Genomic DNA, 21,766 nt, shown 5'->3' with positions numbered 1-21,766 from the left:
TCTATTTTTACGCTTCACGGTACTCATTCCCTAATAGTATGAAATAAACCATAGATTTTATCCTTTAATGTTAAGGAGCAAAATCCTTTTCATGGGTTTAGAAAGACGATATTGTATAAAAGATGGCTTTTCGTATTCTTGTTAAATTTATGCAGAAATTTACCTAATAGCTACAAAGATTAGAATAGAAAAAATAAAACCTTTCCCCGCATGTTTATGAGAGGAAAGGTTAAGATCCATTATCGCGCCTTTCACTCTTATCGTTCAAGGTATTCCCTTGCGTCAGGTTAGCACCATTGCTTTCTAGTTTAGAAAATCTTAAAATTAGATTACACAATCGATAAACATCGGTTATGATCTAACTAAAAAATTCTAACATAGAATGCCGGTTGCTGGGTTTCATCGGGCCTGTCCCTCCACCAGCTCGGGATAAGAGTATCCGTTCAAGGTAAAATATTACGCAATTTGCAAGTTCGTGTCAACATGTTCCTACAAAAATTTTTATTCATCTCTTATTTCCTATTAAATAGATCACGAAATGTATGAAGAAAATATGTCGAAATAATGTTGTTAAAAAAAATGTGCACAAATAGTATAGACTATTAATACAATTGTGTTATACTAATTAACGAATAAAAAACAATCTTTAAATTTTTGAATAAAGGAAGGTTAGTATAATGAAATCTGTCGCATTTTCAAATACATTAGCTGAAATTTTAACTGGAAAAAATGTGTTATCCCAACTATCTGTTCCTCAATTAGTGGAAAAAGTGTTACAACGTAAAGAGGGAAAATTAACATCAACTGGTGCTGTTTGTGCTGAAACTGGTAAATATACTGGCCGCTCCCCTAAAGATAAATATATTGTTGAAGAAGCTTCTACAAAAGATCTTATTGATTGGGGTTCTGTAAACCAACCAATTTCGGAGGAATCATTTGATAAGCTATATAAAAAAGTTAGTAATTATCTTAAGGAACAAAATGAAATATTTGTTTTTAATGGTTTTGCAGGTGCAGATAATAAGAGTCGCTTACCGATTCAAGTAGTAAATGAATATGCATGGCATAATCTATTTGCACATCAATTATTTATCCGTCCAACTGAAGATGAATTACAAACACATCAAGCAGAGTTTACCATATTGTCAGCACCGAATGTGAAAGCGGATCCAACGACCGATGGAACTAACTCTGAAACATTTATCGCTGTTTCATTTGAACGTCGTATAATCTTAATTGGTGGAACTGAGTATGCTGGAGAAATGAAAAAAGGAATTTTCTCCATTATGAACTATCTACTACCTCAAAAAGACATCCTACCTATGCACTGTTCTGCCAATGTTGGAGCAGAGGGTGATGTTGCGTTATTTTTCGGATTATCAGGTACAGGAAAAACTACACTATCCGCTGATCCAAATCGCCGTCTAATCGGGGATGACGAACATGGATGGTCTTCAAATGGAGTTTTCAATATTGAAGGCGGCTGCTATGCAAAATGCATTGGATTAACAAGAGAAAAAGAACCACAAATTTTTGATGCCATTCGCTTTGGTTCTGTCTTAGAAAATGTCGTTATAGATTCAAAAACTAGACTTCCCCTTTATGAGGATGCTACATTAACTGAAAATACACGAGCTGCTTATCCAATTCAAGCGATTGATAATATTATCGAACCGAGTATTGCTGGCCATCCACAAACAATAGTATTTTTAACTGCTGATGCATTTGGAGTGTTACCTCCTATTAGCAAGCTTACGAAAGAACAAGCTATGTATCATTTCCTAAGTGGCTACACTTCAAAATTAGCAGGTACAGAGCGTGGAATTACTTCACCTGAAGCTACATTCTCAACTTGCTTTGGTTCACCATTCCTTCCATTACCTGCAACAGTGTATGCAGAAATGCTTGGTAAAAAGATTGATGAACATGGGGTTCAAGTCTTTCTTGTCAACACAGGTTGGACTGGCGGAGAATATGGTGTTGGTAGCCGAATGAAATTAAGCTATACTCGTGCAATGGTGCAAGCTTCACTTGAAGGTGAATTAACTCATGTTGAAACGTCACAAGATGAAATTTTTGGACTGCATATCCCATTACATGTTCCTGGTGTACCAGATGAAGTGTTAATCCCAAATAAAACATGGACGAATCAACAGGAATATACAGATAAAGCAAAAGAGCTTGCTGCAAAATTCAACGCTAATTTCAAAAAATTCCACAATGTACCACAAGAAATTGAGGTAAATGGCGGACCGATTTTTAAATAATTTACTATTAAAAGCCCTTTTTTCAAACATTGTTGCTATTTAAGTAAAGTTATAACTAATAAGTACCGACGGAGGATCACTACATGTTTCATTTCACTGAGAAAAGAACTATAATCTCCATAAGATCCGCTAGAATCCCTTATTGGGAGTAAGATCGGTAGTTAGGTTTTTACAAAAGCAACAAACGATGCAAAAACAGCTATATAAAAAGAGGTTGATACGACATGATCAACCTCTTTTTTATATTCTACATTCTACTTTTAAAAATTACTTAACTGCTAGTTCTTTTTTTAGTTTATCGAATTTAAAGAAACAAGTTGATAAATAATTCTCGTTTTTCCGTTTTCCCACTCCATCTTTTTAATCACTGCTGTCCCGCTTGTATCGCTTTCTTTTGATCGACGAATATCTAATGGGATTTCAATTGGATACAGACGATAATCATCTTTCTCTAAAATAAATAGATTCTCCTCTAATCTCTGTTCCTTACCTTTTGTTACAATCATTGTATTTAGTTCTAATGGCATACCCATAATCATATTCTCCTCTTTCGTACATGTTTTCTCTTATTTTATCATGCTTCATGCTTACTTTTCATCCATGAACATAAATCATTGACGATTTGCCGATTCATTGCTGGTGGAAAATAATGAGTATAATTAGCAAAATACCAAGTTTCCACTTTCCTTCCAAATGAGGTTAATCGTTCCTCCAATCTTTTTGCATGTTCAATAGATACATTTTCATCTTTTTCCCCATGTATGATCAAGATGGGTTGGGTTAGTTTTTCAATGAAAAATAGTGGCGTACGATCCTGATATCGTTCTGGGTATTTATTCGGCGTGCCACCTATAACCCTCTTGAGCATTTTTCGCAAATCTTTTCTTTCTTCATAAGTTAGAATCATGTCAGATACCCCTCCCCAAGTGACAACTGATAATGCTTCTTTGCGTGCTATCGCTGTATGTAATGCCATGATTCCCCCTCTAGAAAAACCAAAAATATGGATTCGTTTACTATTTACTCGATGATATTGTTTAAGTAGATCGAATGCAGCGTATGCATCTACTCGATCATTTCCTGCAAAATCTTCATTTCCTTCTCCCCCCCTATTACCACGGTAAAAGGGAGCAAAGACGATAAATCCCTCCGCAGCAAATTGTCCAATTCTAGCTGGACGAACCATCCCCACACTTTTTATCCCTCCCCTTAGATAGAGAAAACCATCATATATTTGTTCATCCTTCGGTTCTGCTAATAATCCCTTTACTCTTAATTCATCAGACCAATATGTAATCATATACATTCGTACCTTAGGATTTGGTGATGGAAAGGGCTGTTTCTCTATGATTAAACCATTACATTTCTGATTCGTATGCAATACGCTAACCTCCAACTACTAAAATCTTTCAAAAAAATAGGCATTCACACATTTATTAATTCCTCATACGATATTTTATCAGACAAAGGCGAAAGTACCATACCCCTTACGGAATATGGCATTGTACAATCGTTAAACAGCTAAAGGAGGATTATAGTATGAAAAAATGGGTTAAGCTTAGCTTCTCACTCTTGATCGTATCCATTCTGATTTTTTCTCTTGGAGCATGCTCAAAGAAGGAATCCTTAAAGAAAGTAAGAGTAGCGGAAGTAACACGTTCAGTGTTTTACACTCCTCAATATGTAGCACTTGAAAAAGGATTTTTCAAAGATGAAGGATTAGATGTTGAATTAAAGACAACTGCTGGCGGTGATAAGACCATGACTACTTTATTATCAAATGGTGCAGATGTAGCACTCGTTGGTTCAGAAACATCTATTTACGTTTATGCACAAGGTGCAGAAGATCCGGTTATAAATTTTGCACAGCTAACCAGAACCGACGGTACTTTTCTTGTATCTAGAGAAAAAATTGATAATTTTTCGTGGGATCAGTTAAAAGGCTCTACATTCCTTGGTCAAAGAAAAGGTGGAATGCCTCAAATGGTTGGGGAGTTCGTCATAAAGGAGAATGGAATTGATCCCCATAAGGATTTAAATTTAATACAAAATATTGATTTTGCCAATGTAGCGAATGCCTTTGCCTCAGGTACTGGAGATTATGTTCAATTATTCGAACCTACGGCCTCTGTCTTTGAGAAGGAAGGGAAAGGTCATATTATTGCCTCCTTTGGTGAAGAGTCTGGAAGTGTTCCATATACAGATTATATGGCAAAGGAAAGTTATATAAAGGACAATAGTGAAACCCTTGAAAAATTCGTTCGTGCCGTATATAAAGCGGCAAAGTGGATAGAGGAAAATGATTCAAAAGAAGTGGCGAAAGTGGTTCAACCATTTTTTGAGAATATAGACTTAGATATACTAGCTACTTCCATAGAAAGATATCAAAAACAAGGATCTTTCGGAACAGATCTTATTTTAAATGAAGAAGGATGGAATAGACTTCAAGATATTATGGAGGAAGCTGGTGAGCTTCCAAAAAGGGTAGATTATAAAACATTAGTTAATACATCTATTGCTGAAAAAGCATTAAATAACAAATAAAGGAGGTTTTTAGCCTTATGAGCTTCCTAACTGTAGAAAATATCCATCACAGTTATTTCACCCCCAAAACAGTAACAACTGCATTAAAGGACATAAACTTTAGCGTAGAGAAAGGAGAATTTATTTCGTTAGTTGGCCCAAGTGGTTGTGGTAAAACGACTATGTTATCAATTCTATCCGGTTTAATTCAACCGACACAAGGATCTGTCATCATTGACGGTCAGTCCCTGGATAATCAGGTTCGTTCGATCGGTTATATGCTTCAACAAGATTACTTATTCCCCTGGAAAACGATTGAAGAAAATATTTTATTAGGATTAAAACTTAAAAATAAATTATCAATAGAGTCAAAACAAAAATCATTAGAACTATTAAAGGAAATAGGTTTAGAAGGTGTGGAAAAACAATACCCTCGCCAACTTTCTGGAGGGATGAGACAACGTGCTGCTTTAGTTAGAACCCTTGCCATTAATCCTAAAATTTTGTTATTAGATGAACCGTTCTCTGCGCTTGATTACCAAACAAAGTTAAAACTTGAGGATTTAGTATTTGAAACACTGAAAGCCTACCAAAAAACAGCCGTCTTAGTTACACATGATATCGGAGAAGCTATTTCAATGAGTGATCGGATCTTGTTATTTGCTGCTAAACCAGGCAGACTCCATAAAATATTTACTGTACCTGAACAGCTAAGAGAGCTTCGCCCATTCGATGTTAGAAGTAAAGAAGAATATTCTACATTATTTCAAGAAATATGGAAGGAGCTGGAGTCACTTGAAAATAGTGAATAAAACTGATTCCTTTCATCAAAAGTACCTGCAAAATATAAAAAAAGAAAAAAGATGGGTGCGCATGTTTCAAGCAATTATTTTAATTGCCTTCTTCGCACTATGGGAAATGGCGAGCAGACTCCATTGGATTGACCCTCTTATTTTCAGCTCACCTTCTAAGATATGGAATTTATTTATTGATAAGTTAGCTGATGGATCCCTATATATTCATACTGGTGTAACAGTCTATGAAACAATACTAGGCTTTGTATTAGGAACATTATTAGGGGCGATTATTGCAGGAATTCTTTGGTGGTCCCCAATACTCTCAAAAATTTTTGATCCCTATCTAGTTATTTTTAATGCGATGCCTAAAGTTGCATTTGGTCCAATGCTAATAGTTATATTTGGAACTGGAGTATCATCAAGTATTGCTATGGGAATCATCATATCCGTTATTGTAACAACCATAGTCATTTATTCCGGTTTCCGTGATGTAGACCCAAACTATATAAAGGTACTAAAAACATTTGGTGCTACACGAACCCAAATATTCAAGGAAGCCATATTACCAGCCACTTTTCCTACTATTATTTCAACTTTAAAGGTCAATGTAGGATTATCATGGGTTGGAGTAATCGTTGGAGAATATTTAGTCGCTTCTAAAGGACTAGGATATTTAATTATCTATGGATTTCAAGTTTTCAACTTTACCCTTGTTATGCTTTCATTAATGGTAGTGGCCGTTATAGCAACCATTATGTATCAATTAGTAGATCTACTTGAAAAGAAATTGGTGAAAACTGGATCATAGAGACAAATACAGGGTGTCTATTAAATTGGCTTGTCTTTTAATAGATGCCCCTTTTTTCATACATAATTTCCATTTTATTCTAGTTATGTGTGTACATTTCATTATATATATCTTTTCTTTAAAATTTTGTACCATTTTTTGAAACCTTTACCAAATGAATGCGTATAGTTTATAGAATTAGAAAAAGGAGTGGTGTTTTTTTTATGAAAAAAATATTTATTAGTTTCTTATCATTGATGGTGATTTTTGTACTTGCAGCCTGCAGTGATAAGGCGGATCCAGTAAATTCAAATGTAAAATCAAAAAAAGAAGACAGTCTTACTTTACAGGAAGTCTTCGAAAAGACAACAGAAGCTTCAAAAAATCTGAAAAGTGTTCATTCAGATCTGGAACTAAAACAAACGATGAGTGTACCTGGACAATCTGATAATATGAATATTAATTCTACGGTTTCTGTAGATATGGTTTTAGATCCTATTGCGATGCATCAAAAAATGAAAATGAATATTGAAGGTGGAGACGCAAGCGTCCAAGGCCAAGCAATGGATACGGAAGCATACTTATCTAAAGAAGGAATTTTTATGTTTGAACCAACATCAGGAGTGTGGATGCAGTTACCTAAAGAATTATCAGATACTGTATTACAAATGCCTGAACAACAAATGAACCCTGCAGAACAATTAAACCAATTAAAAGAATTTGCAGATGACTTTTCTTTTAAACAAGATGATGCTCAATATATTTTATCTTTAAAGGCTTCAGGTGATAAATTTGATCAGTTCCTAAAAGATAATGCAAAACAATTAATGCCTGATCAATTAAAGGAAAATGAAGAATTGTTTAATAATCTTAAGTTCAAGAATGTAGAATATGAAATATTTATTGATAAAAAAACATTTGATATTACAAAGCTTAATATGACTCAAGAGTTAGAAATGGCTATTGAAGATCAAAAAATGACCATGAAACAAGAAATGAAGAGCACATATACTGATTACAATAAGATTAAAGAGATTAAGGTACCACAAGAAGTGTTAGATAATGCTCAAAAAATAGAGCAATAATTAAAATAACAATAGCTAGGGACTGTCTCAGACAGTCCCTAGTTTTCATTCTGAAGTAAAATCCTTTAGAATGCCAATTTGGTCTATATGCTGTCTAGCTGTTTCATCACCTAAATCATAAATCATTTGATATACCTCAATCATATGTTTATCATAATCATCATTTGATTTATCATGATGATATTCCAATGCAGGAACATGTGATCTGAAAAAATTTGCAATTTCTACATCATAATTCGCATCAAAAATTTGCCTTAGCTTTGTTATTTCATCATCTGTCGCCTCAATTTTAAAATTCCAAGGTGAGTCAGTAGAACTTCTTGAAATTTCTCCACTCCCAATATTTATATAATACGTGTTTTTTGGTTGATCCATTCCCAACACTCCTCGTAAAATTTCTAAAAATGATTCACTATGTATCGTTTCCCACAAACCAAGCCAAAATATTCTTACGAAGATAAAAAGGATGATGAAGATGAGACTTGTAGATGAACTATTTGAAATTTACCATAATCGGCTGACAGCAGATGATGAGGATATAGATATTATTACATTTGCCGTTCTTGAGGAATCTGATCGTGGGGATTTAATGAAAATAGTAGAAGAAATGAAGGATGATGAACTTCAATATTTTATTCGACTCTATTTAATTGAAAGCTTAAAAGGGAAATTTTCTAATCATCCACCGGAATCTGATCCATTCAAAAAAAAATACTTGCATTAAAAGGAAAAGGAAACTGCAATCAATTTACAGTTTCCTTTTCACTTTATTTATTTAGATAAATAAGCATTTAGCATCCATACATGCTTTTCAAGTTTTTCTTGGAAAGCAGTAAACATATCAGCAGTTACATCATCCCCTGCTTCATCCGCTATAGATATTCCCTCTTTAAGCTCCCCAATAATTTGTTTAAAATCACTAACGACCTCTTTTACCATCTCATCTGCAGGAGCTTTCGTTTCTGCTTCCTTTATACTAGCCAATTCTAAAGATCCTTTTAATGTTGATACAGGTTGTCCTTCTATTGCCAATAATCTCTCTGCTATTTCATCAAGGGCAGCGTCTGCTTCATTATATAGTTCCTCAAATTTCTCATGTAAGGAGAAAAAATGATGTCCTTTAACATACCAATGAAAATGATGAAGTTTTGTATACATTACTGTCCAATTTGCTACTTGTTTATTTAATACATCCTGTAATTGTGATTGATTTGCCATATTTAATCATCCTCCTGTTATTTATATACCCTAAATGAAGATGTCAAAACATATACATATATCTTTCACATCTATAGTCCATTCCATGCTAAAATAATGAATAGGAATAAAGAGGTTGTAGGAGGTTTATTCATTGCTTACATTTATTATGATTGTATCCATTATAATCATTATCGTCATTATTGCAGCTGCTGCTATTACAACATCAAAGGCATATGCATTTAAACATACAATCGATCCAATTGAAAATAACCCGAATATTAGAACTGAAATGGATGAAAAAAATAATACTCATGAACGATCCGATACGTAATGGATCGTTTTTTGATTGTTTCTTCATCTTTGACACTTTGAGTATTTGACTGATATGCTAATTGAAACTCACTATAAGGAAGTTTTCCTAATGTTAAAATTTATTTTTATTAAAATCATACGGTTTTATCAAATCTGTATTTCACCATTAAAACCACCATCTTGCCGTTTCTATCCTACATGTTCGCACTATGGACTAGAGGCGATTAAACGCTTCGGAGCCCTACGTGGAGGCTGGTTAGCGGTTAAAAGGATACTAAAATGCCATCCTTTCCATCCTGGTGGATTTGATCCAGTTCCAGAGAAAAAACAGGAAAAAATATAATTAAAGGAACATAAAGCCCTAGACTTTCCAATCATAGTTACCACTCCAATACAAACACTATAGTTGTATCATAAAATCCATTAAGGAGTGAGGTACAATGGCAAAGGACGTCTTATGTGAAGTAAACAATTGTCACTATTGGGCAAAAGGAAACCGTTGTTCTGCAGATGAAATTTATGTTGTCAGCCATAAAGGGGACACCGCAAAGAAAACAGAAGAAACAGACTGTAAAACTTTTAAGCCTGAAGGAAATTGGTAAAGGTTTATTATATAGCTTTTTTGTTTAAAAAGTTAATAAGCGCAGGGTTGAGATCTGCGCTTATTTTTTATATTTTTCTATATATGTCGTTACCTCTTGTAAACGTTTAGTATTTATTTCAAATCCAATCCCCGGTTGAATAGGTGCCTTAACGAACCCATGCTTGACTTCAACTTCTGGAAGGATTATATCCTCATTCCAAAAACGACTGGACGCTGAAATATCTCCAGGGATCGTAAATCCTTCTTTTGTTGATAGCGCAATATTATGGGCTCGCGATATCCCAAATTCAATCATCCCACCACACCAAACTTGAATTTGATGTTTTTGGCATAAATCATGTATAGCTAAAGCATTGCTTAGTCCACCTACTCGGCCAATTTTTATATTAATTACCTTACAACTATTTAATAATATCGCGCTTTTCACATCATGATAGGTAATGATGCTTTCATCTAAGCAAATAGGAGTTTGTATTTCTTTCTGTAAAAAAGAATGTTCTACAATATCATCGACAGCTAAGGGCTGCTCAATCATCAACAATTCAAATTCATCGAGTGATTTTAATAAATCAATGTCATCAAGTGAATAGGATGAGTTTGCATCTGCCATTAAAGGGATAGTTGGAAAATGGTTGCGAATTTCTTTTAGAAGTTTATAATCCATTCCAGGTTTAATTTTTACTTTTACTCTCTTATAACCTTCTTGCAAATACGAATCAATTTGTGACAGGGCATCCTTTATTTCATGGGTACCAACTACCACACCTGATGGAATTTCACTCTGAACTCCATCAATGAGCTTCCATAAAGGACGATCTACCTTTTTAGCATAAAGATCCCAAATAGCAGTTTCAATCCCTGCTTTAGCCATCTGATTACCTCTTATATGATCAAAATATTTTTTGATCTCATTTGGGTGCTTAATCGGATTGTTCAAGACAATAGGAATGAGGAAATCCTTTAGCATATGATAACTGGTTCTTACCGTTTCCTCTGTATACCACGGAGTAGAGAAAGCGACAACCTCGCCATAACCTGTTCTCCCCTCCTCATCCAATACTTTAATAATAATTCCTTCTCGATCATTCACCGACCCTAAAGCCGTTGAAAAAGGACTTTTTAGTGGCATTTTTATGATAGACAATTGCACTTCTTTTATCATCATCCTCATTCATCCTTTTGGCATTAATTCGTGTAGCTTACGACGAAGCAGTTTATTAGACGCATTTCTTGGCAGTTCATTGACAATATAAATATGATGTGGAATCTTAAATTTAGCTAATTTATCCTTACAATAATTAATTAAATTAGCTTCATCAACTAGCTCAGATACAACAACAAATGCGTAGGGAACCTGTCCCCATTGTGTATGTTCAATTCCCACAACACCCGCTTCTTTTACAGACGAATGAGATAATAAGACCTCCTCAATTTCAGCAGGGTAAATATTTTCTCCTCCAGAAATAATTAAATCAGAGCGACGATCCATTACAAATAGATAGCCATCTTCATCCACATAGCCGATATCACCTGTGTAGAACCAACCATCTTTAAAATTTTTCTTATTTGCTTCGTCTCGATTCAAATACCCTTTTGTCACATTGGGTCCCTTAACAACAATTTCTCCGGGTTGATTTGGTAATAGTTGCATTTGATTATTCATTATTTTTAATTGAGAAGGAAATAATGGCTTTCCAGCTGAACCAAGCTTTACTATACTATCTTCAGGTGCTAGTGTTACAATTTGGGAGGATGTTTCTGTCATCCCATAAGACTGAAATACTGGTATGTTTTTTTCTAGACAAGCATCTAGTAAAGGCTTTGGAGCAGGTCCCCCGCCTAATAGCATACAACGAAAATTTGAATGATATCGCTTATCTCCTAGATCATCAATCATACGAATTAGCATGGTACTTACGACCGACATAATCGTAACCTCACCTGCTTGCAGGACTTGATTGATGGTCTTTTCATTAAATTCCTCATATAAATAAACAGGCATTCCATATATGACACTTCGCATTAGAATGGATAAACCACTTATATGAAATAAAGGAACGGCGCAAAGCCAGCCATCCTTCTCGGTTAACCCAAGATTCAAAGCGGACCCAACAGCACTCCACCAATGGTTCCCATAGGATTGTAATACACCCTTCGGATTACCAGTTGTTCCAGAAGTATACATAATTGAACAAACTTCATCCAAAACAAACTCGTTTACTAAAGGAACCTTTTTAGTCTCGAGATGATCTATTTCTACGATTGTTGTCATTGGAAGCTCATGAAACAATCCTTTAATACCATTCATCTTTTCCTTAAAAGCATCTTCACTTATTAATAACCTTGTACCACTATCTTTTAACTGAAATACCATTTCCTTTGCAGTTAAACGATGATTTAAGAACACCGCTGATACACCTAGTTGTTGCAATGCATGGATAATAAAGACTGTATGGGGACGATTAGTTAGCAGAATAGCAACGGAGTCCTTTGCCTGTATACCTAGAGTTGCAATTTTTTGTGCTAATGTTTCAACCGTACGATACATTTCCATAAAACTCCATCTCTGATTATCAAAAACGAGTGCGAGGCGATTGGGAGTTAAAAAAGCTCTCTGATTTAAAAAATTAGGTAGTTGTTCCATAAAAAATCACCTTTTGTTAAAGAATTCTAAAGAAAAAGGGGCAGTTCCTTTATTGACACCCCCTGGATTGTTACATAATTTCCTTACATTAAAACCAGTGGTCTACATTCTTTTTTAAAACATCTCATATAATATAGCTTTTCAGGTGAAATTTTGAATAATAAAAAGATTGAATACCCTCAAGCATTCCTTCCACTGTGAAAAGAACCACAAACTATGAAAATCTCCTTTGAAAAAAGCTTGATGGATGAAACCACCAAGCCTTTAATTCCCGAGATTGTACGGGAAAACTCATTATATCCCTATTAAATCAAGGGAAGCGAGGGAATTGTCCAAAATCAGGCTTACGTTTTTCTTTGAATGCGTCACGGCCTTCCTTCGCTTCATCCGTTGTATAGTAAAGTAGAGTTGCATCTCCACCAAATTGTTGAAGACCTGCTAAACCATCAGTATCGGCATTAAATGATGCTTTCAAGAAGCGAAGCGCAGTTGAACTCTTCTCTAAGATTTCTTCACACCATTTAACTGTTTCTTCTTCAAGTTTTTCTAAAGGAACCACAGTATTGACAAGTCCCATCTCTAATGCATCTTGTGCATTATATTGACGGCAAAGATACCAAATTTCTCTAGCCTTTTTGTGACCTATAATACGAGCTAAATAACCTGCACCATAACCGGCATCAAAGCTACCAACCTTTGGTCCTGTTTGTCCAAAAATAGCATTGTCTGCTGCAATTGTTAGATCACATACAATATGTAGAACATGACCGCCTCCAATAGCATAACCTGCTACCATTGCAATCACTGGTTTTGGTGTAAAGCGAATTAATCTTTGTAAGTCTAATACATTTAGTCTTGGGATATTGTCTTCACCTACATACCCACCATGTCCACGAACCTTTTGATCTCCTCCAGAACAGAATGCTTTCTCTCCAGCTCCAGTTAGGATGATGACACCAATTTTTGAATCATCACGTGCACGTGAGAATGCATCAATCATTTCATTTACTGTTTTAGGAGTAAATGCATTATGTACCTCAGGACGGTTAATTGTTATTTTTGCAATTCCATTATACGATTCATAAAGAATCTCATCATATTCTCTCTCAGTTATCCAATCAATTGCCATTTGAGAATCCTCCTTTTATTTTTATAATTGTAAATGTCGAATATTCTTCACTTATTCGACAAAAACTCCTCTATTATTGTACCAAACTTTCGAGAATCTTCCACATGAATTGCATGACCTGCATCAAGAATCGTTTCATGTCTAGCATTTGGTATCCATTTTTGCATTTCCTTAGCAATAAGACAAAACTTTTCATCTAAACTGCCAGTTATTAGATAAACAGGCATTTCAAGCGTAGAAAGTTTTCTCCATAAAGATGGCATGCTTCCTGTCCCCATACCTATTAGACTATTTGCTAAACCTAAAGGATTATTTTGTAAACGCTGCCATCTAATTTGTTCTATCCTGGCTTTATCTAATCTTTTCTGTGTCTTAAATAATGGAATATCAGTCCAATAATCTACGAAGGATTCAATTCCTTCTTCAATTATTCTCTTCGCTAATCTCTCATCTTGGTGACGTCTTTCAATTCTTGCTTCCTCCGTTTTTAATCCAGGAGAAGCACTTTCTAAAAGAAGCATACTCACCATATCTGGAAAACATGTAGCAAATGTTAGTGCCAATCTACCACCCATAGAATAGCCTAATACTTTTATTTTGTTTATTTTTAATTGAAAGAGAATGTCTTTAATATCATGTGCTACTAGTTCTATCTGATAACGCTCTGCAGCTTTAGGACACTCTGTTTTGCCATGACCGAGTATATCTATAAGGATACATTGATAACGTTTATTTAAAAATTGAACAACTGCGTTCCACGTTGTACAATCTCCAGTAAATCCATGTAAAAGTAATAAGGGCTCACCTGAGCCTATTACTTCTACATGATAGTTTACTCCATTTACATGAATGTTCATAATTGATCACCGCGTAAATAATGATCCACTTCCATTGAGACATGCTTCCACATTTTACGGTGAACCTCAACATTCTTTTCACGGTTGGTAGGAACTTCAATTACATGTAAACCTTTAGTTTCAACCGAGGCTTCAATCGATTGTTGGAAGTCATCCCAATTTCTTACTTTAGAATAATTACCATTATACATTTGAACCACATGCTCAAAGGCTAAGTCAGTTGGAGTCCCAAAAAGGACTTCAAAATGCTTTTTCTCACTTGACTGCGGAAGGTAATGAAAAATTCCTCCACCATTATTATTTATAACAATAATGGTGATATTTAATTGATACATTTTAGCAGCAAGTAATCCATTTAAATCATGGAAAAATGATAAATCACCTATTAATAAGAATAGTGGTTCACCATATAGACTTGCACCAAGTGCACTTGAAACAACCCCATCAATCCCATTTGCTCCTCGATTTGCCATAACACGTATCTTTTTACTGTTAAAATGGAAAAATGTATCAACATCACGAATAGGCATACTATTCCCTACAAATAAAGTACTATTCTCTGGCATACCTTTAATCAATTCTAAGACAACTTTCCCTTCGTCCAATTCATTGATATCTCCAATTTCTTGTATGACAGTACTTCTTGAAATATTATTTAAATGCTGCCACATATATAGCCACTGAGCATTTTCTTTTTTATTTACTTTCTTACATAGCTCATTACAAAAAAGAGCTTCATCACAATAAATCATTTGCGTTGCCTTCTTGATTGGATCTCTCCAACCTCCATTTCCACTTTCAACAATGAAATGCTCCGTATCAGACAAGCTTTTCATGAATAGCATAAGTGGCTTCGAAACTGGCATTCCACCGAATCGCAAGATGACATCCGGTTTTAATTTTTCTTTATATTGGGTTTCCTTTAAGATTGCATCATAATTATCAATAATATAGTCCCCGGAAAAATTACCACTTCGTAATTGTGACAATGGATCCGCCAAAATTGGATATCCTAATTTCTCAGCTAATTCTATAATTGAGTCCTGTAGATATGGATGATCAAGCACTCCACAAATAATGAGTCCTTTCTCTGTATTCTTAAGCTTTTCACTTAAATCCAGCATAACGTTCTCATTTGGCATAAGATGCCCGTGAGTTACAGTGACACTTGGCTGATCATCTAAGTCTGCATATGGCGATGGCTCAATAATCGGAATAAGTGGTTCCCTCAATGGAAAGTTCAAATGGACAGGTCCAGCAGGCTCTAATAACGCGATACTTACTGCTCTAGATGCTGTTGTGCGCACAAAGCTAAACATCTCTTCATTCGCTTCTGGAATGGCCATTTCCGTAAACCATTTAACATGTTCACCATATAAATGAATTTGGTTAATAGCTTGGGGCGCACCAATATCTCTCAGCTCATGAGGGCGATCAGCAGTTAATACAACAAGTGGTACTCTTGCTATTCTAGCCTCTACAATTGCTGGGTAATAATTGGCTGCAGCCGTTCCAGAAGTACATAGTAATGCCACAGGCTTTCTAGTTTGTTTTGCTATCCCCAATGCAAAAAAAGCAGCAGAGCGTTCATCAATATTAATGTAATAATTTAGTTTGGGATGCTCAGCAATGAGCATAGCTAACGGTGTTGATCTAGAACCAGGACTAATAACTACATTTTCAATTCCAGCATTCGATAGTTCCTGAATAAACATTGCTAAATATTTTGTTAAAGTTTCTTGATGTATCATAGTTGTTTTCCTCCTAATGCTCGAAGCATCGGACGAAATTTAATTCTTGTCTCAAAATATTCATCCTCCGGGATTGAATCAGCCACTACACCACACCCGGCATATAAAAATGCTTCTTTTCCCTTTATTAGACTTGATCTGATTCCTACTGCAAATTCACCATTTCCCTGATAGTCCAGCCAGCCGATTGGAGCAGCATAGAAGCCACGATCCATATTTTCCACTTCACGAATGATTTGCATCGCATCCGTTGTCGGAACTCCCCCCATAGCTGGTGTCGGATGTAAATCTTTAGCTATAGATAGAATGGATGTATTTTTATTTTTAACTGTCCCTTTCACTGGTGTGAAAAGATGTTGAATGTCGCGCATCTTCATTAACGTCGGTTCGATAGCGATTTCTAAATCATGACAATATTTATTCATAATCTCTTGGATCATTGATACAACGAATTGGTGCTCTTGTCTATTCTTATCGTCATTTAATAGAGCTTGTCCTAAGGCAACATCTTTTTTCTCATCTTTATCTCTTTTTATTGATCCTGCAATACAGGCAGATAAAATGTTATCCCCTATTTTTTTCACAAGCCTTTCAGGTGAAGCACCTGTAAAACAACTATCTAACCATTCTAACGCAAAGATAAAACTTTCATGCTGTTCATTCCATAAATGATTCAATACATGGTCCGAAGAAATCTCTCCATTAAAGGTTACATTCATTTTTCTAGCCATAACAACTTTTCTTACTTCATTATCATCATTTAATAGACGAACTACATTAGCGACAGCCTTTTTCCACGCATCAGGATTTACTTCTTCTTCTTGATGTATGTCTACCTTTAATATATTTTCTGATGCACTTGATGATAGAATTTGTTCTTTAATTCTAAGTAATTGAGCCAATCTATCTTTATCTTTGATTGAAGAACATCGTATATTTATCGTTAAATACGAACTTTGTTTATCGATTACTAACATTAATTCAGGTAAATGGAATAATGCATTAGTGAATGAACTCCACTCTGGTTCTTCTACACTATCAGGATCAAAAGAAAAGCCTCCGAATATAAGAGGTCCTGTGCCTTGTACGTTATATGGATTATAAATATGAGCATCTTTAATGAGATCATTCCATTCAGACTGAATCGTTTCAAATCGATGTTCCCCTAAAGATGTTTGTAATGTATAAGTACTTCCTAAACCTACGATGATGGTTTCATCATCGGGTACTTTCCAAAAAAACCTTTTCCCTTGAAATAACTGCTTAGCAGAAGAATAAAATGAAAGGGGGTTCATATTATTCAAAATTTCTGTATAGCTAAATAGAATGGGATACTCTTTATCCTTAGCTCTACCAACAGCAATTTCAAACTCAGTTTCAATTTTTGAATGTTGAATACTTGTCAACTTTATCTCCCCCAAAACTACCTTACGTTAATTACTATGATCATTGCATTCTTGTTCTATATTATGCCCAACTTTTAAGATACACTTCTAAATCGACGGAGTCAACGAACATATCTTATGAAACTTTTTCCCTACCTTATTATATGACAACTAGACAAAAAAGTTCAGTAATCTATGATTCAAATATTGAAATGGGAATTTTTCTTTCCATTACATATAAAAATTGATTGACACCTATCCTTCATTTACCTACACTTTAGAGTGTACTCCTATTGTCATTTCGATGGTCTATAGGAGGACTAAATCTGCATTAACAATAGATTTGCACGCCTTATGGATAATGCTGGGGAACAAAACCAGATGAACTTTTTCAAGGTAAAGATATGTAAAGGGAGAGACATAACAATGAGTTCACATTCTTCACCATTGGTGAAACCAGACAAAGGATGGCGAATTTGGTGGCAATTAACGCGACCCCATACGCTTACTGCTTCTTTTGTCCCTGTATTATTAGGGACAGCCTTTGCCATGCAAAACTCAAAGATTGATATTCCAATATTCATTGCGATGCTAGTGGCTTGCCTACTAATACAGGCAGCGACAAATATGTTTAATGAGTATTACGATTATGCTAGAGGACTAGACCATGAAGAATCAGTTGGAATTGGCGGTGCCATTGTCCGAAATGGTGTAAAACCAAAAACTGTTCTTAATCTTGCTCTGATTTTCTATGGGATCTCTGCATTATTAGGACTGTATATTATCATCAGTAGTTCCTGGTGGATTGCAGTTATTGGAGCCATATGTATGGCTGTTGGTTATTTTTATACTGGAGGACCCTTACCAATTGCATATACCCCTTTTGGAGAAATTATTTCAGGGTTCTTTATGGGGATTGTTATTATACTAATTTCTTATTTTATTCAAACCGGTAATATTACGACAGATAGCATTCTTATCTCTATTCCTATATTCATTTTAGTAGGAGCAATTATGTTATCCAATAACATTCGTGATTTAGATGGAGATAAGGAAAATGGACGGAAAACAGTTGCTATTCTAATAGGAAGAAAAAATGCAATTACATTACTTGCTACGATGTTTATAGTCTCATATCTATGGTTAATTGTTTTAGTGCTAATGCAGATCGTCACACCATGGACTCTCATTACACTTTTAAGCCTTCCAATGCCTATTAAAGCAGTAAGAGGCTTCATTGGAAAGACAGAACCTATTCAAATGGTTCCTGCGATGAAAGCAACAGCTCAAACAAATACTTTCTTTGGTTTACTAGTAACAATTGGGCTTTTCATTTCATTTCTTATCAAGTAGTGAAAAACAGATTTCATATGTTGCTATTCCTTATAGCAACATAACATTAAAATGAGATTCAATGCTAAATGTGGGGAGAAGTTATTTTTACTTCTCCCCTTTTTCTTTTATTCTAAGAAGATAATAGTTTTTGCTCAAAGCTTTCGTTCAGTTGATTCAACAGTCTCTACCAATTGTTCAAATCATTTCACTTTTGTTAAGGCTATACGTATACCCATGGGCTTTTGACAGACAGGAAAAAGGATTTTTATAAGCCTGTTGAGATGGACTTTGATTATTCTCCTATACTTTTTTATAATCAAGTAATATCATGTTAGAATTTATTATGTATAGTTGATACTGGTTTCTTGAAAACTCACATAATGATTACGAGCATTTTTTATGTCTTAAAATTGTGTAAATCCCTACATCATATAGTATAGAACCAATATTACCTCTAGACAAAAAAAGGTAGTTTAAAAGTTTCTATTTTAGAAATCTTTTAAACTACCTTTTTTCTTAATAATGAATGACCCGTACGGGATTCGAACCCGTGTTACCGCCGTGAAAGGGCGGTGTCTTAACCGCTTGACCAACGGGCCGACAATACGGAGAAGGAGGGATTTGAACCCTCGCGCCGGTTACCCGACCTACACCCTTAGCAGGGGCGCCTCTTCAGCCACTTGAGTACTTCTCCAATTATATGGCTCCGCAGGTAGGATTCGAACCTACGACCGATCGGTTAACAGCCGATAGCTCTACCACTGAGCTACTGCGGAACAAGTAAATTATCATTATGGTGGGCCTAAATGGACTCGAACCATCGACCTCACGCTTATCAGGCGTGCGCTCTAACCAGCTGAGCTATAGGCCCACAAAAATTATGGAGCGGGTGATGGGAATCGAACCCACGACAACAGCTTGGAAGGCTGTAGTTTTACCACTAAACTACACCCGCATGATGGGGCAACTAATCGGAATCGACCTCACAAATGTCTGAGCCACAATCCAATTTTTAACCACTTCGGAATAGCCGTCATGTTCAACTAAACATTGGATTACATGTAGTTATTAGCCACTTAAACATAAAATGGTGGCTCGGGACGGAATCGAACCGCCGACACATGGATTTTCAGTCCATTGCTCTACCGACTGAGCTACCGAGCCAAATATAATATTTATTTTCTATATAAAATTGTGTTCGCCATCGTCCCAATTTCAGAAAGCTTATTCAAGCTGTGGCTCAATTGGTACGCTGATGTATCGCTTTGTGGCCTATTCGGACGTGCTCTACCGACTGAGCTACCGAGCCAAATTATAAAATGGCGGTCCGGACGGGACTCGAACCCGCGACCTCCTGCGTGACAGGCAGGCATTCTAACCAACTGAACTACCGGACCAAATTTCTTTCAAGGTTACTTGAAAATGATTGCGGAGGCAGGATTTGAACCTGCGACCTTCGGGTTATGAGCCCGACGAGCTACCAGACTGCTCCACCCCGCGACGATATTATTAAAAATATTCTAATCCAATCTTTTCATCAACTGTCCCGATTTCAGTATGCTTACTCTAGTAGCAGCTCAATCGGTACAACTCGTAGTTGTTCGATGAAGTAACGCTCGTTGCTCGACCCAGTGACGATATTATAAAAAATCTTTTAAAGAAATAGTTATGGCGGAGGAAGAGGGATTCGAACCCCCGCGCGGTGTAACCCGCCTGTCGGTTTTCAAGACCGATCCCTTCAGCCAGACTTGGGTATTCCTCCAATTATATATGGTGGACCTTGTAGGACTCGAACCTACGACCGGACGGTTATGAGCCGTCTGCTCTAACCAGCTGAGCTAAAGGTCCTCTATGGTAGCGGCGGAGGGGATCGAACCCACGACCTCACGGGTATGAACCGTACGCTCTAGCCAGCTGAGCTACGCCGCCATAGTATATTTTAATTTTAGATATTGGTGGAGCCTAGCGGGATCGAACCGCTGACCTCCTGCGTGCAAAGCAGGCGCTCTCCCAGCTGAGCTAAGGCCCCAATTGTATAATGGTCGGGAAGACAGGATTCGAACCTGCGACCCCATGGTCCCAAACCATGTGCTCTACCAAGCTGAGCTACTTCCCGTTCATGGCGCGCCCGAGAGGAGTCGAACCCCTAACCTTTTGATCCGTAGTCAAACGCTCTATCCAATTGAGCTACGGGCGCATGATTTATATGCCGAGGACCGGAATCGAACCGGTACGGTAGTCACCTACCGCAGGATTTTAAGTCCTGTGCGTCTGCCAGTTCCGCCACCCCGGCAAGGGTTGTTTGGAGCGGAAGACGGGATTCGAACCCGCGACCCCCACCTTGGCAAGGTGGTGTTCTACCACTGAACTACTTCCGCAACTTTATTTTATAATGCGGGTGAAGGGAGTCGAACCCCCACGCCTTGCGGCGCCAGATCCTAAGTCTGGTGCGTCTGCCAATTCCGCCACACCCGCGTTATGAAAAATGTTTTTCGTTTAACAAAAAGATAAGTAATTTTTCGTTACAAAAAACAATGGTGAGCCATGAAGGACTCGAACCTTCGACCCTCTGATTAAAAGTCAGATGCTCTACCAACTGAGCTAATGGCTCTTTATGAATATAATTAATAGTATAAGCTTGTACTTCGAATATAAATGCATCTACGACGTCCCAATCTCAGCAAGATAATTCAAGCTGTATCTCGATTGGTACACTGATGTTACTCTTCGTAGCGTACTCGATCGTGCTCTACCAACTGAGCTAATGGCTCGTAATGACCTAAGTGGTGCCGGCCAGAGGACTTGAACCCCCAACCTACTGATTACAAGTCAGTTGCTCTACCAATTGAGCTAGGCCGGCATTAATAAATTATTATCCCCAAACAGAGATTAGTTGCAATGGTCGTCCAGCTTTCAGTTTGCTTATTTCAAGCAGCAGCTCAAGCTGTACGCTTATGTATTTCAAAGTTGTTATTTCGGTCGTGCTCTACCAATTGAGCTAGGCCGGCATTATATATGGTGGAGGATGACGGGATCGAACCGCCGACCCCCTGCTTGTAAGGCAGGTGCTCTCCCAGCTGAGCTAATCCT

General features: G+C 36.5%; 20 protein-coding genes, 20 tRNA genes and 1 riboswitch (1 of these 41 cut by a window edge). Of the genes, 10 read left to right on the top strand and 30 right to left on the bottom strand.

The features are described from left to right. Nucleotides 1-254: 254 nt before the first annotated feature. Nucleotides 255-436: riboswitch (SAM riboswitch) on the bottom strand. A gap of 241 nt (nucleotides 437-677) precedes the next feature. Continuing rightward, nucleotides 678-2,267, top strand: coding sequence for a phosphoenolpyruvate carboxykinase (ATP) (gene pckA / locus I5818_RS07715; protein ID WP_078111238.1), 1,590 nt, complete (start codon nucleotides 678-680; stop codon nucleotides 2,265-2,267). A 290-nt stretch (nucleotides 2,268-2,557) separates the two neighbouring features. On the opposite strand, the gene I5818_RS07710 is transcribed toward pckA, so the two are convergent. Further along, nucleotides 2,558-2,800: a DUF2584 domain-containing protein gene (locus tag I5818_RS07710; RefSeq protein ID WP_058005631.1), complete on the bottom strand. Its 243-nt coding sequence runs from the start codon at nucleotides 2,798-2,800 to the stop codon at nucleotides 2,558-2,560. Nucleotides 2,801-2,841: 41 nt separating this feature from the next. Beyond that, entirely contained in the window at nucleotides 2,842-3,573 is a 732-nt protein-coding gene (locus I5818_RS07705) for an alpha/beta hydrolase family protein (protein WP_078111239.1), read from the bottom strand. Nucleotides 3,574-3,806: 233 nt separating this feature from the next. Between I5818_RS07705 and I5818_RS07700 the strand changes: the two genes are divergently transcribed. The 4 genes from I5818_RS07700 (at nucleotide 3,807) to I5818_RS07685 (ending at nucleotide 7,459) form a co-directional block, all read left to right on the top strand. Next, entirely contained in the window at nucleotides 3,807-4,811 is a 1,005-nt protein-coding gene (locus I5818_RS07700; RefSeq protein WP_071976907.1) for an ABC transporter substrate-binding protein, read from the top strand. Nucleotides 4,812-4,828: 17 nt separating this feature from the next. Next, a complete protein-coding gene (locus I5818_RS07695; protein WP_078111237.1) occupies nucleotides 4,829-5,602 on the top strand; it encodes an ABC transporter ATP-binding protein in 774 nt (257 codons plus the stop codon). Further along, nucleotides 5,586-6,395, top strand: a complete 810-nt coding sequence (locus I5818_RS07690; protein ID WP_071976905.1) for an ABC transporter permease — start codon at nucleotides 5,586-5,588, stop codon at nucleotides 6,393-6,395. The genes I5818_RS07695 and I5818_RS07690 overlap by 17 nt, the downstream gene beginning before the upstream one ends. A gap of 203 nt (nucleotides 6,396-6,598) precedes the next feature. Continuing rightward, nucleotides 6,599-7,459 carry a DUF6612 family protein gene (locus I5818_RS07685; protein ID WP_209391885.1) on the top strand — a complete coding sequence of 287 codons (861 nt, stop codon included), beginning with the start codon at nucleotides 6,599-6,601 and terminating at the stop codon, nucleotides 7,457-7,459. A gap of 45 nt (nucleotides 7,460-7,504) precedes the next feature. Here I5818_RS07685 and I5818_RS07680 read toward each other — a convergent pair whose 3' ends face one another. Next, the gene (locus I5818_RS07680; protein WP_058005637.1) at nucleotides 7,505-7,834 is read right to left on the bottom strand and encodes a hypothetical protein; all 330 of its coding nucleotides are present in this window, start codon (nucleotides 7,832-7,834) and stop codon (nucleotides 7,505-7,507) included. Between the two features lie 100 nt (nucleotides 7,835-7,934). Between I5818_RS07680 and I5818_RS07675 the strand changes: the two genes are divergently transcribed. Then, the gene (locus I5818_RS07675; RefSeq protein ID WP_071976903.1) at nucleotides 7,935-8,183 is read left to right on the top strand and encodes a DUF6154 family protein; all 249 of its coding nucleotides are present in this window, start codon (nucleotides 7,935-7,937) and stop codon (nucleotides 8,181-8,183) included. A gap of 47 nt (nucleotides 8,184-8,230) precedes the next feature. On the opposite strand, the gene I5818_RS07670 is transcribed toward I5818_RS07675, so the two are convergent. Continuing rightward, complete coding sequence (locus I5818_RS07670) at nucleotides 8,231-8,677, bottom strand: Dps family protein (RefSeq protein ID WP_071976902.1); 447 nt, start codon at nucleotides 8,675-8,677, stop codon at nucleotides 8,231-8,233. Nucleotides 8,678-8,810: 133 nt separating this feature from the next. On the opposite strand from I5818_RS07670, the gene ytzI reads away from it, so the two are divergent. The 3 genes from ytzI (at nucleotide 8,811) to I5818_RS07655 (ending at nucleotide 9,573) form a co-directional block, all read left to right on the top strand. Then, entirely contained in the window at nucleotides 8,811-8,990 is a 180-nt protein-coding gene (gene ytzI / locus I5818_RS07665; protein ID WP_058005640.1) for a YtzI protein, read from the top strand. A gap of 90 nt (nucleotides 8,991-9,080) precedes the next feature. Next, nucleotides 9,081-9,314 (top strand): membrane protein insertion efficiency factor YidD, encoded by a 234-nt coding sequence (gene yidD / locus I5818_RS07660; protein ID WP_058005641.1) that lies wholly within the window; start codon nucleotides 9,081-9,083, stop codon nucleotides 9,312-9,314. 97 nt (nucleotides 9,315-9,411) lie between these two features. Next, entirely contained in the window at nucleotides 9,412-9,573 is a 162-nt protein-coding gene (locus I5818_RS07655) for a DUF1540 domain-containing protein (RefSeq protein WP_065107321.1), read from the top strand. Between the two features lie 60 nt (nucleotides 9,574-9,633). Here the strand turns inward: I5818_RS07655 and menC are convergent, their stop codons facing one another. The 6 genes from menC to I5818_RS07625 form a co-directional block, all read right to left on the bottom strand. Continuing rightward, nucleotides 9,634-10,740 (bottom strand): o-succinylbenzoate synthase, encoded by a 1,107-nt coding sequence (gene menC, locus I5818_RS07650; protein ID WP_078109476.1) that lies wholly within the window; start codon nucleotides 10,738-10,740, stop codon nucleotides 9,634-9,636. Between the two features lie 6 nt (nucleotides 10,741-10,746). Continuing rightward, on the bottom strand, nucleotides 10,747-12,219 hold the full coding sequence (locus tag I5818_RS07645; RefSeq protein ID WP_071976900.1) for an o-succinylbenzoate--CoA ligase: 1,473 nt from the start codon (nucleotides 12,217-12,219) through the stop codon (nucleotides 10,747-10,749). Nucleotides 12,220-12,529: 310 nt separating this feature from the next. Next, complete coding sequence (gene menB / locus I5818_RS07640; RefSeq protein WP_071976899.1) at nucleotides 12,530-13,348, bottom strand: 1,4-dihydroxy-2-naphthoyl-CoA synthase; 819 nt, start codon at nucleotides 13,346-13,348, stop codon at nucleotides 12,530-12,532. Nucleotides 13,349-13,395: 47 nt separating this feature from the next. Beyond that, nucleotides 13,396-14,205 (bottom strand): 2-succinyl-6-hydroxy-2,4-cyclohexadiene-1-carboxylate synthase, encoded by an 810-nt coding sequence (gene menH, locus I5818_RS07635; RefSeq protein WP_071976898.1) that lies wholly within the window; start codon nucleotides 14,203-14,205, stop codon nucleotides 13,396-13,398. After that, nucleotides 14,202-15,956 carry a 2-succinyl-5-enolpyruvyl-6-hydroxy-3-cyclohexene-1-carboxylic-acid synthase gene (gene menD, locus I5818_RS07630; protein ID WP_078109475.1) on the bottom strand — a complete coding sequence of 585 codons (1,755 nt, stop codon included), beginning with the start codon at nucleotides 15,954-15,956 and terminating at the stop codon, nucleotides 14,202-14,204. Before menD ends, menH begins: the two co-directional genes overlap by 4 nt. Further along, nucleotides 15,953-17,362, bottom strand: coding sequence for an isochorismate synthase (locus I5818_RS07625; RefSeq protein ID WP_058005647.1), 1,410 nt, complete (start codon nucleotides 17,360-17,362; stop codon nucleotides 15,953-15,955). The genes menD and I5818_RS07625 overlap by 4 nt, the downstream gene beginning before the upstream one ends. 405 nt (nucleotides 17,363-17,767) lie before the next feature. On the opposite strand from I5818_RS07625, the gene I5818_RS07620 reads away from it, so the two are divergent. Then, nucleotides 17,768-18,694 carry a 1,4-dihydroxy-2-naphthoate polyprenyltransferase gene (locus tag I5818_RS07620; protein ID WP_058005648.1) on the top strand — a complete coding sequence of 309 codons (927 nt, stop codon included), beginning with the start codon at nucleotides 17,768-17,770 and terminating at the stop codon, nucleotides 18,692-18,694. Between the two features lie 509 nt (nucleotides 18,695-19,203). Here I5818_RS07620 and I5818_RS07615 read toward each other — a convergent pair. From I5818_RS07615 to I5818_RS07520, 20 genes are all read right to left on the bottom strand, one after another. Continuing rightward, nucleotides 19,204-19,275: transfer RNA gene (locus I5818_RS07615), tRNA-Glu, on the bottom strand. Nucleotides 19,276-19,282: 7 nt separating this feature from the next. Further along, a tRNA-Ser gene (locus I5818_RS07610) sits at nucleotides 19,283-19,370 on the bottom strand. 7 nt (nucleotides 19,371-19,377) lie between these two features. After that, nucleotides 19,378-19,452 (bottom strand) — tRNA-Asn (locus I5818_RS07605). Nucleotides 19,453-19,470: 18 nt separating this feature from the next. Further along, nucleotides 19,471-19,547, bottom strand: a tRNA-Ile gene (locus tag I5818_RS07600). 10 nt (nucleotides 19,548-19,557) lie between these two features. Then, nucleotides 19,558-19,631, bottom strand: a tRNA-Gly gene (locus tag I5818_RS07595). Between the two features lie 133 nt (nucleotides 19,632-19,764). Next, a tRNA-Phe gene (locus I5818_RS07590) sits at nucleotides 19,765-19,840 on the bottom strand. A 156-nt stretch (nucleotides 19,841-19,996) separates the two neighbouring features. Further along, a tRNA-Asp gene (locus I5818_RS07585) sits at nucleotides 19,997-20,073 on the bottom strand. A 29-nt stretch (nucleotides 20,074-20,102) separates the two neighbouring features. Further along, nucleotides 20,103-20,176, bottom strand: a tRNA-Met gene (locus I5818_RS07580). 169 nt (nucleotides 20,177-20,345) lie between these two features. Next, a tRNA-Ser gene (locus I5818_RS07575) sits at nucleotides 20,346-20,438 on the bottom strand. 9 nt (nucleotides 20,439-20,447) lie between these two features. Continuing rightward, nucleotides 20,448-20,524, bottom strand: a tRNA-Ile gene (locus tag I5818_RS07570). Between the two features lie 4 nt (nucleotides 20,525-20,528). Beyond that, nucleotides 20,529-20,605, bottom strand: a tRNA-Met gene (locus I5818_RS07565). 24 nt (nucleotides 20,606-20,629) lie between these two features. Next, nucleotides 20,630-20,705 (bottom strand) — tRNA-Ala (locus I5818_RS07560). Between the two features lie 10 nt (nucleotides 20,706-20,715). Continuing rightward, nucleotides 20,716-20,792, bottom strand: a tRNA-Pro gene (locus I5818_RS07555). 4 nt (nucleotides 20,793-20,796) lie between these two features. Further along, a tRNA-Arg gene (locus tag I5818_RS07550) sits at nucleotides 20,797-20,873 on the bottom strand. Between the two features lie 10 nt (nucleotides 20,874-20,883). Continuing rightward, a tRNA-Leu gene (locus tag I5818_RS07545) sits at nucleotides 20,884-20,969 on the bottom strand. A 10-nt stretch (nucleotides 20,970-20,979) separates the two neighbouring features. Beyond that, nucleotides 20,980-21,054, bottom strand: a tRNA-Gly gene (locus I5818_RS07540). A gap of 15 nt (nucleotides 21,055-21,069) precedes the next feature. Continuing rightward, nucleotides 21,070-21,151: transfer RNA gene (locus I5818_RS07535), tRNA-Leu, on the bottom strand. Between the two features lie 60 nt (nucleotides 21,152-21,211). Then, nucleotides 21,212-21,287, bottom strand: a tRNA-Lys gene (locus tag I5818_RS07530). Between the two features lie 173 nt (nucleotides 21,288-21,460). Next, nucleotides 21,461-21,536: transfer RNA gene (locus I5818_RS07525), tRNA-Thr, on the bottom strand. Between the two features lie 156 nt (nucleotides 21,537-21,692). Beyond that, nucleotides 21,693-21,766: transfer RNA gene (locus I5818_RS07520), tRNA-Val, on the bottom strand (it continues 2 nt past the right edge of the window).

Source organism: Heyndrickxia oleronia (assembly GCF_017809215.1).
In the GTDB taxonomy this organism is placed as follows: Bacteria; Bacillota; Bacilli; order Bacillales; family Bacillaceae_C; genus Heyndrickxia; species Heyndrickxia oleronia.
The sequence above is the reverse complement of the archived record's forward strand: the minus strand, read 5'-3'. Positions and strand labels throughout refer to the sequence as shown.